Below are 14,816 nucleotides of genomic sequence, written 5' to 3'. Positions count from 1 at the left end.
AAATCGTCTAGCTTGCTGCCGATGAAAAGCTGCCGCATCCATCTGATGGGAGCTTCAGGCTCCGGCGTGACGACGATCGGCCGCGCGCTCGCTGGCCGGCTTGCGCTGCCGCATCACGACAGCGATGATTATTTCTGGCTGCCGACCGCGCCGCCCTACCAGACCACGCGCCCCGCCGCCGAGCGTTTGCGGCTGATGCGCGAGATGTTTCTGCCGCGGCTCGATTGGGTGCTGAGCGGAACCGTCACCGGCTGGGGCGACGAGCTCATCCCAGTCTTCGATCTCGTCGTCTTTGTGACGACGCCGCGCGAGCTTCGCTTGCAGCGGCTGCGTGGCCGCGAGGCTACGCATTTCGGAGCGGATGCCGTCGCACGGGGCGGCTGGCGTCATGAGGAGGTGGAGTCGTTCGTCGATTGGGCCTCGCACTACGAAGCCGGCGATCGCGACGGCCGCAGTCTCGCAAAAGATGAGGCGTGGCTCGCGAAGCTGCCCTGCCCGGTCGTGCGCGTCGACGGCTCACGCCCGCTTGCGGACCTCGTCGAGCAGCTATGCAGCGAAGCGCAGCGACTGCCGGGCTGATGTGATACTGTCGCGACGCCACTGCCAGATAATAAAAACGGGGAGAGAAAACCATGCTCAGCCGACGCAGCATCCTGCTTGCCTCCCTTGCCGCCGGAGTTGCCATGTCCGACAAAGCCCACGCTCGTGCCGCGCAGCCCGCGACGCCGGTCAATTTCGACGTCCCGGCCCACGCCTGCGACTGTCACACCCACATCCACGGCGACGTCGAGAAATTTCCGTTTTTTGCCGGACGCGTCTATACGCCCGAGCCGGCGAGCCCCGAAGAAATGGCCGCGCTGCACAAGGCGCTGCATATCGAGCGCGTGGTTATCGTGACGCCGAGCGTCTATGGCACCGATAACTCCTCCACCCTGTTCGGCATGAAGGCGCGCGGCGCGGCCGCGCGCGGGGTGGCCGTGATCGACGACAAAACGACCGAGGCCCAGCTCGACACGATGCAAGCAGACGGCTTTCGCGGTGTCCGCCTCAATCTCGCGACCGGCGGCGTTAACGACCCCAATGTCGGCCGGCCGCGCTTCACCGCCGCAGTCGAGCGCATGAAGGCGCGCGGCTGGCACGTACAGCTGTACACCACGCTCCCCATGATCTCGGCGATCAAGGACCTCGTCGAGACGGCGCCGGTCCCCGTCGTGTTCGACCATTTCGGCGGCCTTGATGCTTCGCTCGGGCTGGAGCAGCCGGGATTTGCCGATTTGGTCGCGCTCGTGAAATCCGGCAAGGCCTATGTCAAGATTTCCGGCGCCTACCGCTCGTCGAAGCTCGCACCCGATTATCAGGACATGGTGCCGTATGCCCGCGCGCTGATCGCGGCGAATGCGGATCGCATCGTCTGGGGCACGGACTGGCCGCATCCGGATTCGAGCCGTGTCGAGGGACGCAAGGCCACCGACATCGCGCCCCTTTATCAGATCGACGACGGCCGCCTGCTCAACCAGCTTCCGGTGTGGGCGCCGGATGCGGATGTGCGCAAGAATATCCTGGTCGATAACCCGGCGCGACTCTACGGGTTTTGACGTCAGCGTGCGCGGCGGGAGAAGAAGGAGATCAGCACCGGCAGCGTCACCAGGATCACGATCGGTGCCAGCATCATGCCTGTCACCACGACCACCGCGAGCGGCTTCTGCACCTGCGAGCCGATGCCTTCCGACAGCGCGGCCGGCAACAAGCCGATGCCGGCGACGACGCAGGTCATCAGCACCGGCCGAAGCTGCAATTCGCCGGTGCGTATCACCGCGCTCATGCGGTCCATGCCCTCTTCGATGAGCTGGTTGAACTGCGACAGGATGATGATGCCGTCCATCACGGCGATGCCGAACAGCGCGATGAAGCCGATCGCCGCCGAGACGCTAAAGGCGGTGCCGGTGATCAAGAGACCGAGCACGCCGCCGAAGATCGCCATCGGGATCACGCTCATGGCGAGCAGCGTGTCGGTCATCGAGCCGAAATTGAACCAGAGCAGGACGCCGATCAGCGCGAGCGAGATCGGCACCACGATCGACAATCGCCGGATCGCGTCCTGGAGATTGCCGAATTCGCCGACCCAATCCATGTGCGCGCCGGGCGGCAGCTGCACCTGATCGGCGATCTTCTGCTGCGCCTCGCGGATCGCGCTGCCGAGGTCGCGTTCACGCACCGAGAATTTGATCGGCAGATAGCGTTCCTGCTGCTCGCGATAAATGTAGGCCGCACCCGAGACGAGGCTGATGGTGGCGACCTCGCTCAGCGGGATCTGCGTGACGGTGCCGTTCGGTCCGGGCGCGCCGATCCGCAAATTCTGGATCGCCTCGGCGCTCCTGCGGAATTCCGGCGCGAGACGAACGATGATCGGGAAGTGGCGGTCGCTTCCCGCCTCGTAGATGTCACCCGCGGTGTCGCCGCCGATCGCGACCTTGATGGTGGCGTTGATGTCGCCCGGCGCGAGGCCGTAGCGCGCGGCCTTGGCACGGTTGATGTCGATCTGGATGGTCGGCTGCCCGAGGGAGGTGAACACCGCAAGGTCGGTGACGCCCTGCACGGTTGCCAGCACCGACTTGATCTTGTTGGCGGTGTCGGTCAGCGCCTGGAGATCGCTGCCGAACAGCTTGATCGAGTTCTCGCCCTTCACGCCGGAGACGGCTTCGGAGACGTTGTCCTGGAGATATTGCGAGAAGTTGAACTCGACGCCGGGGAAGCGATCGTCGAGCTGCTTGAGCAGTTGCGCCGTCAGCTCTTCCTTGTCGCGGGTGCCGGGCCATTGGCTGGCGGGCTTGAGCGGCGCGAAGAACTCGGCGTTGAAGAAGCCGGCGGCGTCGGTGCCGTCATCGGGGCGGCCGTGCTGCGACACCACGGATTCCACTTCAGGCCGCGCGCGGATCAGCTTGCGCATCTCGTTGACATAGGAGTTGCCTTCCTGGAGTGAGATGGTCGGCGGCAGCGTGGCGCGGATCCAGAGATTGCCCTCCTCCAGCTTCGGCAGGAATTCGAGGCCAAGCAACCGGCTGAGCGCAACCGTCATCAGCACGAGGCCGAACGCGCCACCGAGCATGATGCCGCGGTTGGCAACCGCCCAATTCAGCACCGGCATGTAGATCCGATGCAGGATCAGCATCACCCTGGTCTCGGTCTCCCTGACATGCGCGGGCAGGATGATCGCGGATAGCGCCGGAGTGACGGTGAAGGTCGCAAGCAGACCGCCGGCCAGCGCGTAGGCGTAGGTCCGGGCCATCGGCCCGAAGATGTTGCCCTCGACGCCGGAGAGCGTGAACAGCGGCAGAAAGGCCGCGATGATGATCGCCGCGGCGAAGAAGATCGAACGGGAGACGTCGGCCGCCGCGCTGAGGATGGCGTGGCTTTTCATGCCGAAAAGCGTCTCGGACGACATCTGCTCGGATTCCGACATCGGCGTCGTCTGCGTCAGGCGCCGGAAGATCGCCTCCACCATGATGACGGTGGCATCGACGATCAGGCCGAAATCGATCGCGCCGACCGACAGCAGGTTCGCCGATTCCCCGCGCAGCACCAGGATGATCACCGCGAAGAACAGCGCGAACGGAATGGTGGCGCCGACGATCAGCGCACTGCGGAGATCGCCGAGAAAGATCCATTGCAGCAGCACGATCAGCAGAATGCCGATCACCATGTTGTGCAACACGGTGTGGGTCGTGAGGTCGATCAGGTCGCCGCGGTCGTAGATGCGTTCGATACGCACGCCGGGCGGCAGGATGCTGGAGTTGTTGATGGTTTGAACGAGTTGGTGGACGCGCTTGATGGTTGGCGAGCTCTGCTCGCCACGGCGCATCAGGACGATGCCTTGCACGATGTCGTCGGACTCGTCGAGGCCGGCAATGCCGAGACGTGGCTTCTGGCCGACGGTGACGGTGGCGACGTCCTTGACCAGAACCGGGTTGCCGTTGGTCTGCGAGACCATGGTGTTAGCGAGGTCGTCGATCGAGCGGATCAGGCCGACGCCGCGCACCACGGCCGATTGCTGACCGATATTGACGGTGTTACCGCCGACATTGACGTTGGAATTGCCGACCGCCTGGAGCAACTGCGGCAGCGTCAGGCCGTTGGCGACCAGCTTGTTGAAATCGACCTGGAGCTCGTAGGTCTTGCTCTTGCCGCCCCACCCGGTGACGTCGATTACGCCCGGCACCGAACGGAAGCGCCGCTGGAGGATCCAGTCCTGGATGGTCTTGAGGTCGAGCACGCTGTAGTTCGGCGGGCCGACGAGACGGTAGCGGAAGATTTCGCCAATTGGACTGAGCGGCGAGATCTGCGGCTGCACGTTGCCGGGCAGCGGCGCGAGCTGCGCCAGGCGGTTCAAGACCTGCTGCAACGCCTCGTCATAGGTGTAGGCGAAGGAGAACTGCAGTTTAACGTCGGAGAGGCCGTAGAGCGAGATGGTGCGAATGGTCGCCAGGTTCTTCAGACCCGCGACCTGGGTCTCGATCGGAATCGTGATGTAGCGCTCGATCTCCTCCGCCGACAGGCCCGGACTCTGCGTCACGATGTCGACCATCGGCGGGGTCGGATCGGGATAAGCCTCGATGTTGAGCTGGTTGAACGCGATCAGGCCGCCGATGAGCACAGCGACGAACATCCCGACCATCAGGAAGCGCCGGTTGACGGCAAGGGCGACGAGGCGATCCATTCAGGTCTTCAGCTTGTCTTTTTCCCGGCCAGTCGATCAGCTGCCGGACGCCGCGCGGTCGATGAACAGGCTGCCTTTGGTGACCACCTGCTCGCCGGGCTTCAGATTACTGGTGACCTCGACGAGATTGCCATTGATGAGACCGATCTTGATCTCGCGCAGCTCGACCGACTTGTCCTCGCGTGCCACCCAAAGGCGGACCTTGTCGGCTTCGTAGATCAAGGCCTGCTTCGGTACCGCCGGCGCGGCGCGGTCGCCGGACGAATAGATCGTGACATTGGCGAACATCTCGGGCTTCAGCAGGCCGTCCTTGTTGTCGATGGTGGCGCGGACCAGCAGGCGGCGGGTGTTCGGATCGATCGCGGCGGCGACGTAGTTGACCTTGGCGGTCAAGGGGCGGCCCGGCAGCGCCATGACGTTGACGGTAATGTCCTGCCCGATGCACACGGCAGCCGCATCGCTCTCGCGCACAAAGGCGGTGAGCCAGACCGTGGAGAGGTCGCCGACCACGAAGACCGGATCGCTGGCGCCGGAATTGACGTACTGGCCGGGGCCGATCTTACGCTGCACGACCGTGCCCGCGATCGGCGAATAGATCGTGACTTCCGGATTGATGACGCCCTTGTCCTGGAACGCCTTGATCGTCTCGTCGGTGAAGCCGAGAATCCGCAGCTTGTTGCGCGCGGCTTCCAGCGCTGTCGTCGAGGAGCGCATGTCGTTCTGCGCCTGAACCTGGGTCGCTTCCGCCTGCTGATAGTCCTTCAGGGGGATGGCATGGCCCTCATAGAGGTCCTTGGCGCGCTTGAACTGGATGTCGGCAAGATCGATCGCCGACTTCGCCTTGTTCTGCGAGCTCATCGCCGCAATGAAATCGTTCTGGGCCTGCACGGTGTCGGCGGCCTCGATTGTGAACAGCGGTTGACCTTGCTTCAGCACCTCGCCGGGCTTGGCGAGCAGCTTGGTCACCCGCCCGGCATAGGGCGAAAACACCGGCGTCGAACGGTCCTCGTCGACTGCGACCTTGCCCTCGGTGACATACTCGGCGCGGAAGGTCTTGGCCTTGACCGGCTCGATCGTCAGCGTCGCCCATTCCGACGGCGTCGGCGTGAAGTTCTGCGCATTCCTGCGCGACTGGCTGGAGATCTCGGAGTGGTTCTTCTCCTTGGCTCCAGTATGGAGGAAGCCGTAGGCCCCGGCACCGGCAAGAGCTAGTAAAACTACGGATGTAATCACCCGTTGTTTTGTAAGCACCTGCAATCGCTTGGTATTTTCAACTACCATGGGGCCCGGTCATGTCTGCGATGATACCGGCGGATGCCTGCCTCATCGGTCGCGCTAATAGTGCCGAATTGTAATTTCAAACAACCTAAAAAACGCCGGGCGCCTTTCGGTTTGCGTTAAATATTTGCGACGCGTCAGCTTCACGTCAGCTTGTCACCGGCCACTCTGCCGGATGACTGCCGAGCGGCATCGCCGGACGGCTCCATTGCGCCGGCGTCTTCGACAGCAGCGCTGAATGGCGCACCGCCTTCAACGTGCCGAAGCCAGATGGCATGCTCTCGATGAATGCAGCATGTACGGCCTCGCCCGTAATATCCGGGGTGTTCAGGCCATTTTCGAGCCGTCCGAGATTCCACAGCCAGCGCCCGGTCTGCGCCAGCGACACGCGCACGTGCCAGCTGCCGCCTTCGCGGGCCTGGCGGGCCTTGGCCATGATCGCGCCGAACGCCATCAGATAGCCGGTGGCGTGGTCGAGCATCTGCGCCGGCAATTCCTTCGGTCCATCGATGCCGGCGGCCTCTCCCTCGGCATGGTTGAAGCCCGTCGTGGTCTGCACCAGCGAATCGAAGCCCCGCCGTTCCGCCCAGGGACCGGCATGGCCATAGGCCGATAGCGTTACGTAGACGATGCCGGGATTAATTGTCGCTGCGTCCTCCGGCGTAAAGCCGAGAGCGGCGAGCGCGCGCGGGCGATAGCCTTGCGAGAAGATATCGGCGTCTCTCAAGAGCTCACGCAACTGCGTACGCCCGGCCTCGCTCTTTAGCTCGATGAAGGTGGTGAGCTTGCCGCGGCCGGTGTCGATGGTCAGCCACGGAATCGCCGGCAGCGCAGGGCCCGACACGAGCAGCACATCCGCGCCGTGCGCGGCGAGCGTGCGGCCGGCGACGGGGCCCGCGATGACGCGAGAGAGATCGAGCACGCGCAGGCCGGAGAGTGGGCGATCGCCTTTTGGCAGTCGTTGCGGCCACGGCTTTGGCGGAGCCTCGCCGATCTTCTCGATCGAGACCAGCGGCAATTCGGCGAGCGCGCGGGCCTGCGGCAGCGCCGACCATTCGTCGTAGGAACGCATCAGGGCGACGACGCCGCCCGCGGCGTAGGCCGCGGTCTCGAAATCCTCGCCCTTCCAATGCATCAATGCGGCCTGCACCTTCTCGCGCTCGGGCTCGCAGCCGAGGACCTTGCAGACGGCGTCGCGATGATGTGGGAAATTGGTGTGGCAGCGGACGAAGCGGTTGTCGCCGGTTCTGTACACGCCGGCGATGGCGTCCCAGGCGGGCGGCGGCGGCTTGTCTTCGACACGCAAGTAGCGCTCGGAGCGGCATTCGGCGACGGCATGGCGCAGGTCGACGCTAACGTCCTGCGCCTCGCCGCCGCGCAATCTCCAGATTTCCGCGGCGGCGAGGCCGGCGGCTGCTATCGTCGTCTGCCCGGCAATTGCGACGCGAAACGAAGACGGGATTTGCGGCTCCTCGCCCGTTAGCCGCACGCGCGCAAGCGCAGCGGCGTCACCGCCGGCGGAGGTCCAGATGCCACTGAGAATCTCGGCGGGGCTTTGCATGACCCTTCTCTCCCTCTAGTTTGCGACCATCGCATTAGCACACAAGGACATGCAATGGCCGCCATCGATCCTCTCACTGCAGGCGCCGTGTTCATCGCAACGGCGGCCACCGACGCGGTCTATGTCATGTTCACCTCGGCCGTGATCGCGCGCAAGCGCGTGCCTGCGGCGAACTGGAGCGCGGTCTGGTACATGCTCTCGTCCTATGCGGTGATCAGCTACACCGAAAACGCGTTCTATGTGGCTTTCGCGGCGATCGGCTCCTGGGCCGGCGCCTACGCCTCCCTGACATTCCTGCACCGCCCGCCCGGCGGCCCGCCGGTGGGCGCGGCACCGGAGTGAGGGCCGCTGCTTCCACACCGTCATTGCGAGCGAAACGAAGCAATCCAGAGTCTTTCCGCGGTGGCAGTCTGGATTGCTTCGTCGCAAGGGCTCCTCGCAATGACGATGTGGAGGCTTTTGGGCTTCCCTCGAAACAGCTACACTCGCTGCGACCAACAAAAAAGGAAAACCAAACAATGGATCTCGGTCTCAAAGGCAAGAACGCCATCGTGCTCGGCGGCACGCGCGGCATCGGGCGGGCGATTGCGGTGACGCTGGCCGGCGAAGGCAGCAATGTCGCGGTGTGTGCACGCAACGCCGATCAGGTTGCCGCCACCGTTACGGAGTTGAAGGCCAGCGGGATCCGCGCGACCGGCGGCCCGGTCGATGTCACCGACGGCGCGGCGCTGAAATCCTGGATCGAGGGCGCGGCAAAGGAGCTTGGCGGCATCGACATGCTGTTCTCCAACGCGGGCGCGATGGCGCAGGGCCATGATGCCGCATCGTGGGAGCAGAATTTTCGGCTCGACCTACTCGGCGCCGTGCACGCGTTCGACGCCGCGCGGCCGTTCCTCGAGGCCAGCGGCGACAAGGGTGGCGACGCCGCCTTCGTGATCATCTCATCTATCTCCGCGGCGCAAGCGGACACGGCGAGCTCCTACGGCCCGATCAAGGCGGCGTTGATCCACATGGCCAAGGGACTGGCGCGGCAGTACGCAAAGAAGAAGATCCGCGTCAACGTGGTCTCGCCCGGCACGGTCTATTTCAAGGGCGGTGTCTGGGAGATGATCGAGCAGAACATGCCCGAGCGCTACAATGATGCGATGAAGCGTAACCCCACCGGCCGCATGGCGACGCCGCAGGAAATCGCGAGCGCAGCGGTGTTTCTGGCGAGCCCGGTGTCGGGGTTCACCACGGGCTCCAATCTGGTGGTGGACGGCGCGATCTCGAACCGGGTGAATTTTTGAGGCGGGCATGCGCGTCCCTGCGTTTCCGTCATCCTGAGGTGCGAAGCTTGCGATGCAAAGCATCGCAAGAAGAGCCTCGAAGGATGAACGGCCCGGATGCAGCCGGGCCGTCGCCCTTCGAGGGCCGCTGAAGAAGCGGCCACCTCAGGGTGACGGTGCGAGAGCGGCGCGGCCCACACCCTCAATGAAAATCCCGCGACGGCGGCAGGATGCGGACATTACGGGGATGGCGAAGTTTTTGCGCGGGCGCATCCGGGTGGGCGCGGGGATCGTCGTTGAGCGGTTCGATCGGGGCGGCGCCTGCCGGCACCGGATGCTTGCGGCCGAGGGCGTCGTTGGCGAGGCCGACCAGATCGTGCGAGCGGTCGACCATGCGCTGGGCAATGAGGTGCGTCACCTTTTCGGGACTGCTCTGGATATAGCCCTCGACCAGGATGAGGCGCGCGCCCATCACCTCTTTCCGGTACTGCTCCATGATTTTCGGCCATACCACGACATTGGCGATGCCGGTTTCGTCCTCCAGTGTCATGAACACGACGCCGCTGGCGCTGCCCGGCCGCTGCCGTACCAGCACGACGCCGGCACAGCGGACGCGGCGCCGCTCGTTGTCATGATTGATGTCCTTGCAGGCGACGATGCGCTCGCGCGTAAACATCTCGCGCAAAAATTCCATCGGATGGCCCTTGAGCGAAAGGCGAATGGTCTGGTAGTCCGCGACCACCTGTTCGGCGCGCGGCATCACCGGCAACGGCCTGGCGTGCTCGTCCGGCTGCTCGCGTGCGGTGGCCACCTCGAACAGCGGCAGTGGCACGTCATCGGGCAGGCGCCGCACCTGCCACAGCGCCTCGCGGCGGTCGAGCCCGAGCGAACGGAACGCGTCGGCATCGGCGAGCAGGATCAGCGCGCGCTTGGGCAGTCCGGTGTCGCGCGCGAAGTCTTCCAGAGAGGTGAAAGGCCGGCGGTTGCGGGCGGCGACGATACGGTCGGCCCAGTCGGGCGCTCTCTCCACATTTTCATTCCGAGGCGCGCCTCTTTTCAGCCTTTCCTCATCCTCATCGAGCCAATGGAAACCGTCGATCTGGCGGAAGCCCAGGCGCACGGCGCAATATTTGCCACGTCCTTCTTCCAGCGTATTCTGCGCAAAGCTGTGGGACACGTCGATGTCGCGCACCTCGACGCCGTTCTTGCGGGCGTCGCTGACGATCTGCGCCGGGGCGTAAAAGCCCATCGGCTGCGAGTTCAGAAGGCCGCAGCAGAATGCATCAGGATGGTAATGCTTCAGCCATGAGGAGATATAGACAAGCTGCGCGAAGCTTGCGGCATGGCTCTCCGGAAAACCGTAACTGCCAAAGCCCTTGATCTGTTCGAAACAGTTTCTGGCAAAATCAGGCGCATAGCCGCGCGCGATCATGTTGCCGATCATCTTGTCTTCGAACTTGCCGATGGTGCCGACATTGCGGAACGTTGCCATCGCACGGCGCAGGCCGTTGGCCTCCTCGGCCGTGAACTTCGCGGCTTCGATCGCGATCCGCATCGCCTGTTCCTGGAACAAGGGCACGCCGAGTGTCTTGTGCAGCACTCTGTAGAGCTCGTCCTTGTCGCCATGCTCCGGTGACGGCGATGGATAATTCACTTTTTCCAAGCCGTTCCGCCGCCGCAAATAGGGATGCACCATGTCGCCCTGGATCGGGCCCGGCCGCACGATCGCGACCTCGATCACGAGATCATAGAAGGTCCGTGGCCTCAGCCGGGGCAACATGTTCATCTGCGCGCGACTCTCGACCTGGAACACGCCGAGCGATTCCCCGTCGCACAGCATGTCGTAGACTTTGGAATCATCCTGCGGGACGCTCGCCAGCATCCAGCGTTCGCCCTTGTGCTGCTCGATCAGATCAAAGCACTTGCGGATGCAGGTCAGCATGCCCAGCGCGAGCACGTCGACCTTCATCATGCTGAGCGCGTCGATATCGTCCTTGTCCCATTCGATGAAGGTGCGATCATCCATCGCGGCATTTCCGATCGGCACATAGGTGTCGAGCCGGTCTTGCGTGAGCACATAGCCGCCGACATGCTGGGACAGATGGCGCGGGAATTCGATCAGCTCGGTCGCGAGCTCGACCGCGAGGTTGATCATGGAATTTTGCGGATCGAGGCCGGCCTGCCTGACCTGCATGTCGTTGAGGCCCTTGCCCCAGCTTCCCCAGACGGTGTCGGCGAGTGCGGCGGTGACGTCCTCGGTCAGGCCCAGCGCCTTGCCGACGTCGCGGATGGCGCTGCGCGGGCGATAATGAATGACGGTGGCGATGATCGCGGCGCGATGGCGACCGTAACGGCGATAGACATATTGCATCACCTCCTCGCGCCGCGAATGCTCGAAATCAACGTCGATGTCGGGCGGCTCCAGCCGCTCCTTGGAGATGAAGCGCTCAAACAGCAGATCGACCTTGGTCGGGTCGACCGAGGTGATGCCGAGCACGTAACAGACCGCCGAATTCGCCGCCGATCCCCGCCCCTGGCACAAAATGTTCTGGCTGCGCGCGTAATGCACGATGTCGTGCACGGTGAGAAAGTAATGCGCGTATTTCAGCTCGGCGATCAACGCGAGTTCTTTCTTCAGGGTGGCGCGCAGCTTGTCGTCGATCTTGCCGCCGAAATATTTGTCGACACCGGCCCAGGTCAGATCCTCCAGATGCCCTTGCGCGGTCTTCCCCGGCGGCACCGGCTCATCCGGATACTGGTATTTGAGCTGATCGAGCGAGAAGGTGATCTTGTCCGTAAAGCGCATGGTCTCCGCGATAGCCTCGGGAAAATCGCGGAACAGCCGCGCCATCTCCCTGGGCGTCTTCAGAAACCGCTCTGCATTGGCTTCCAGCTTCCGGCCGACTGCCTCGATCGTGGTTTTCTCCCGGATGCAGGTCAGCACGTCCTGGAGGAGACGGCGCGCGGGATGGTGATAGAGCACCTCGTTGGTCGCGAGCAGCGGCACTTTTGCTTTTGCGGCGAGATCATCGAGCTGCGCGAGGCGACGGCGGTCGTCGCCGCGATAGACCAGGCTCGCCGCCAGCCACACGCCCTCGGCGCGACTTGCCTTCAGCTTGGCGAGGGTGTCCTGCGCTTGCGCCGTATCGAAGCGATGCGGCAGCGTCAGGATCAGGAGCTGGCCTTCGGAAAACGCAAGGAGGTCGGCGAAGGTGAGATGGCATTCGCCCTTCGCGATCCGCGTGATGTCGTCGCCGCGCTTGCCCCTGGTGAGAAGCTGACACAGCCGGCCATAGGCGGCGCGGTCGCGCGGATAGACCAGAATATCGGGCGTACCATCGATGAAGACGATGCGCGTGCCGATCAGCAGTTTTGGCTTGTGCAGCACCTCGTCATTGTCGAGCTCCTTGTAGGCCCGCACCACGCCGGCGAGCGTGTTGTGGTCGGCGATACCGATCGCGGGAATGCCGAGGATGCTGGCCTGATGCACATAGGCGCGCGGATCCGAGCCGCCGCGCAGGAAGGAGAAATTCGTGGTGATGCCGATCTCGGCATAGGCGGGCGTGTTCATGCGAAGAGACCGTGCACATACCAACCGGGAGGAACGGGCTTGCCGTCGCCGTCGAAGCACTCCCCCTCGTAAAGACCGTCGCGAAAGATCCAGAAGCGAAGGCCCTCGGCATCCTCGATACGGAAATAGTCCCGCGTCAGTTGCTTGCCGTCCTGCCGCCACCATTCCATGGCGATGCGCTCGGGGCCTTCCACCCGCACCACCGCATGCAGCGCGCGACGCCAGGTGAATTGATGCGGCGGCCCGTCGGGCACGGTCGCGAACGGCACATTGATCGGCTCAGGCTTGTCGAACAGCCGCAACGGACGCAATGGCGGCTCGGTCTCGGTGCGCGCAGGCCATTCGGCCTGCATGGCCACGGCGAGATGATGTTGTGCCGGCGCGGCCAGCACCGCACATTCGGGGATATGGGTATCCTCAGGCAGATGCACGACGACGCGCTTTCCGCCGATGCGCGCGGCGATGCGGTCGATCAGCGCGGCAAGCTCATCATTGTCGTGGACATGGGCGTCGAGATCGCGCTGCTCTTGCACCACGATCTCGGTGCGGCTTGCCGACAGCCGCACCATGTCGAAGCCGAAGCCGGGATCGAGCGGATCGGCAAGCGCATCGAGACGCTCGCGGAACAGCCGGTCGATGACTTTGCTTTGCGTCACGGGACGTCCGGTCTCGACCATGATCGCACGCACCGCGCCGTCGGTACGGAAGAAGGTGGCCTCCAGCCGTCGCGCGCCCTTGCCCTGCTTCTCCATCGACGCGATCAACGTGTCCGCGAGGCGCGACAGCGTCATCGCGATCATGGTGTCGGTCGCGATCGGCTCGGCAAAGCGTTTCTCCACGATGTAATCGGGCAGCGGCTTTCGTGGATTGATCGGCGCATCGCCCTGCCCCAGCGCATGCGCGAGCAGCGTGGAGAACCGCGCGCCGAACCGCGCCGTGATTTCGCTCGGCGTGCGCGAGGCGACATCGCCGATGGTTTTCAGGCCGGCGCGTCGCAGGCCGGTGCTGATGGCCTCACCCGCACCAAGCGCGGACACCGGAAATCGGCTGATTGCCGCCGCCTCCCCACCATCGGCAACGATGGTCCCTGAAGATTGCCGCGTCAGCGTACGCGCGCAGACCGAGGTGCCGGCGATCGCCGCGCTGACGGCAAAGCCCTGGCGGTCGAGGGCACGGACAAGGGTTTGCAACAGCGCAGCCTCGCCGCCGAACAGATGCGCGCAGCCGGTGATGTCGAGGAACAGCCCGTGCGGCGGATCGAGCGCCACCAGCGGCGTGAAGCGGTCGCACCAGTCGGCGATGTCGCTAATCGTCTTGGCATCGGCCACGGCATCGGCGTCGAACACCTTTAGATCCGGACACATCGCCCGGGCATTGGCCAGGGGCTGGCCGATATACAGACCGAGGCGCTCGGCGGCCTCGTCCAGCGCATGGATCACCAGCGCGTTGCTGTCCTTGATGACGACAATGCTCGGATCATTGGTTCTACCCAGCCCGACGTTGCCGAAGAACCGCTGGATCCGATCGATGGGCAGGCGCGGCAGCCACAGGCTGAGAACACGCCGACGATTCAGAGAACTGGCACTCATCACATTTCCATTCCATGATCCACCGGCCGCACGGGCCATGACGATTGCGCAGGAGCTCGGCATCGAAGCGCGGCGCGCCCCAGGCACTCCACACCGCCCCCGGCGGCGAATGCGCCGCGCGAAGCATCCATCTGGTCTCGGCGGTCGAGGGCAAAGGTTGCGCGGCCATCCGCAGCAACAGGCCAGTCACGCCCGAAGACTGCGCAGCCAGTGTCAGCTTGCGGCTCGCCACGAGATCGAACTGCCTGGTCTCACCCCAGAGCTCGAGCACGACGGCGCCCAGCGCGTCGCAGGCGAGCGCATCGGCCGACGTGCGCAGTGCACTCTCCACGTCGGCGGCGCGCACCATCACCATGCGGCGCGGATCGAGGCCGATCTCGGCGAGCCCGCTCATCGACAGCGCGCCGGTTTCAATTTCTGAAAAATCCTGCCGCACCCACAGCAGCGGCTTGCGTGTCGTCACGCGCCCCGCAAGTCCGGTGACAAAGCCCGTCGCGGCCGCGCCCTGACGTCCCTCGCAAAACACCTCGTGGATTGCCGCGCGCGCGAGCCCGCCCTTCAGCGCGCTGTCGGCCTCGCGGTGGCCCAGCGCGACGCGGTCGCGATGATGCACGACCTCCGCCATCTCGATGCGCTCGATCTGGCCGCGCAAGGCTGCAAGCGCGCTTGTTCGTGCGCCGCTCATATACGCCGCTCCTCAAGGGTGATTGCCGGTGGCTCTCAAAAAGAGAACCAGCGGCTAGCTCATTTGTTCATGATATGTTCTAATATAAAGCTAACGACGCCCCGGGAGTCAATCGAATTGGCGGGCCTCGGGATTCATGAGCTGAATCAA

At 64.2% G+C, this 14,816-nt stretch carries 10 protein-coding genes; 4 read left to right on the top strand and 6 right to left on the bottom strand.

What is annotated here, in order from left to right; all coding sequences use genetic code 11:
- Nucleotides 1–21 precede the first annotated feature (21 nt).
- The gene (locus ABIB66_RS02180) at nucleotides 22–579 is read left to right on the top strand and encodes a P-loop NTPase family protein (protein WP_354206889.1); all 558 of its coding nucleotides are present in this window, start codon (nucleotides 22–24) and stop codon (nucleotides 577–579) included.
- 53 nt (nucleotides 580–632) lie between these two features.
- Nucleotides 633–1,595: an amidohydrolase family protein gene (locus tag ABIB66_RS02175; RefSeq protein WP_354254072.1), complete on the top strand. Its 963-nt coding sequence runs from the start codon at nucleotides 633–635 to the stop codon at nucleotides 1,593–1,595.
- Nucleotides 1,596–1,597: 2 nt separating this feature from the next.
- Here the strand turns inward: ABIB66_RS02175 and ABIB66_RS02170 are convergent, their stop codons facing one another.
- From ABIB66_RS02170 to ABIB66_RS02160, 3 genes are all read right to left on the bottom strand, one after another.
- Complete coding sequence (locus ABIB66_RS02170) at nucleotides 1,598–4,714, bottom strand: efflux RND transporter permease subunit (RefSeq protein ID WP_354206893.1); 3,117 nt, start codon at nucleotides 4,712–4,714, stop codon at nucleotides 1,598–1,600.
- A gap of 36 nt (nucleotides 4,715–4,750) precedes the next feature.
- A complete protein-coding gene (locus tag ABIB66_RS02165; RefSeq protein ID WP_354056287.1) occupies nucleotides 4,751–5,995 on the bottom strand; it encodes an efflux RND transporter periplasmic adaptor subunit in 1,245 nt (414 codons plus the stop codon).
- 145 nt (nucleotides 5,996–6,140) lie between these two features.
- Entirely contained in the window at nucleotides 6,141–7,553 is a 1,413-nt protein-coding gene (locus ABIB66_RS02160) for a CoA transferase (protein ID WP_354254070.1), read from the bottom strand.
- A gap of 54 nt (nucleotides 7,554–7,607) precedes the next feature.
- Here ABIB66_RS02160 and ABIB66_RS02155 point away from each other — a divergent pair, with 54 nt between their 5' ends.
- Nucleotides 7,608–7,895 (top strand): hypothetical protein, encoded by a 288-nt coding sequence (locus ABIB66_RS02155; protein ID WP_092024185.1) that lies wholly within the window; start codon nucleotides 7,608–7,610, stop codon nucleotides 7,893–7,895.
- A gap of 176 nt (nucleotides 7,896–8,071) precedes the next feature.
- Entirely contained in the window at nucleotides 8,072–8,842 is a 771-nt protein-coding gene (locus tag ABIB66_RS02150; RefSeq protein WP_354206898.1) for an SDR family NAD(P)-dependent oxidoreductase, read from the top strand.
- 181 nt (nucleotides 8,843–9,023) lie between these two features.
- Here ABIB66_RS02150 and ABIB66_RS02145 read toward each other — a convergent pair whose 3' ends face one another.
- The 3 genes from ABIB66_RS02145 to ABIB66_RS02135 are packed head-to-tail and all read right to left on the bottom strand — an operon-like array spanning nucleotide 9,024 to nucleotide 14,666.
- Complete coding sequence (locus ABIB66_RS02145; protein ID WP_354206900.1) at nucleotides 9,024–12,392, bottom strand: error-prone DNA polymerase; 3,369 nt, start codon at nucleotides 12,390–12,392, stop codon at nucleotides 9,024–9,026.
- Nucleotides 12,389–13,981: a Y-family DNA polymerase gene (locus tag ABIB66_RS02140; RefSeq protein WP_354206902.1), complete on the bottom strand. Its 1,593-nt coding sequence runs from the start codon at nucleotides 13,979–13,981 to the stop codon at nucleotides 12,389–12,391. The genes ABIB66_RS02145 and ABIB66_RS02140 overlap by 4 nt, the downstream gene beginning before the upstream one ends.
- Nucleotides 13,878–14,666, bottom strand: coding sequence for an ImuA family protein (locus ABIB66_RS02135; RefSeq protein ID WP_354206904.1), 789 nt, complete (start codon nucleotides 14,664–14,666; stop codon nucleotides 13,878–13,880). Before ABIB66_RS02135 ends, ABIB66_RS02140 begins: the two co-directional genes overlap by 104 nt.
- Nucleotides 14,667–14,816 lie beyond the last annotated feature (150 nt).

The sequence above is a fragment of the Bradyrhizobium sp. F1.13.3 genome, assembly GCF_040548265.1.
GTDB lineage: Bacteria > Pseudomonadota > Alphaproteobacteria > Rhizobiales > Xanthobacteraceae > Bradyrhizobium.
The sequence above is the reverse complement of the archived record's forward strand: the minus strand, read 5'-3'. Positions and strand labels throughout refer to the sequence as shown.

Coding starts and splice junctions, on each gene's coding strand:
- ABIB66_RS02145 (WP_354206900.1), bottom strand. CDS start 12,392: ATGAACACGCCCGCCTATGCCGAGATCGGCATCACCACGAATTTCTCC.
- ABIB66_RS02170 (WP_354206893.1), bottom strand. CDS start 4,714: ATGGATCGCCTCGTCGCCCTTGCCGTCAACCGGCGCTTCCTGATGGTC.
- ABIB66_RS02150 (WP_354206898.1), top strand. CDS start 8,072: ATGGATCTCGGTCTCAAAGGCAAGAACGCCATCGTGCTCGGCGGCACG.
- ABIB66_RS02165 (WP_354056287.1), bottom strand. CDS start 5,995: ATGGTAGTTGAAAATACCAAGCGATTGCAGGTGCTTACAAAACAACGG.
- ABIB66_RS02140 (WP_354206902.1), bottom strand. CDS start 13,981: ATGAGTGCCAGTTCTCTGAATCGTCGGCGTGTTCTCAGCCTGTGGCTG.
- ABIB66_RS02175 (WP_354254072.1), top strand. CDS start 633: ATGCTCAGCCGACGCAGCATCCTGCTTGCCTCCCTTGCCGCCGGAGTT.
- ABIB66_RS02160 (WP_354254070.1), bottom strand. CDS start 7,553: ATGCAAAGCCCCGCCGAGATTCTCAGTGGCATCTGGACCTCCGCCGGC.
- ABIB66_RS02135 (WP_354206904.1), bottom strand. CDS start 14,666: ATGAGCGGCGCACGAACAAGCGCGCTTGCAGCCTTGCGCGGCCAGATC.
- ABIB66_RS02180 (WP_354206889.1), top strand. CDS start 22: ATGAAAAGCTGCCGCATCCATCTGATGGGAGCTTCAGGCTCCGGCGTG.
- ABIB66_RS02155 (WP_092024185.1), top strand. CDS start 7,608: ATGGCCGCCATCGATCCTCTCACTGCAGGCGCCGTGTTCATCGCAACG.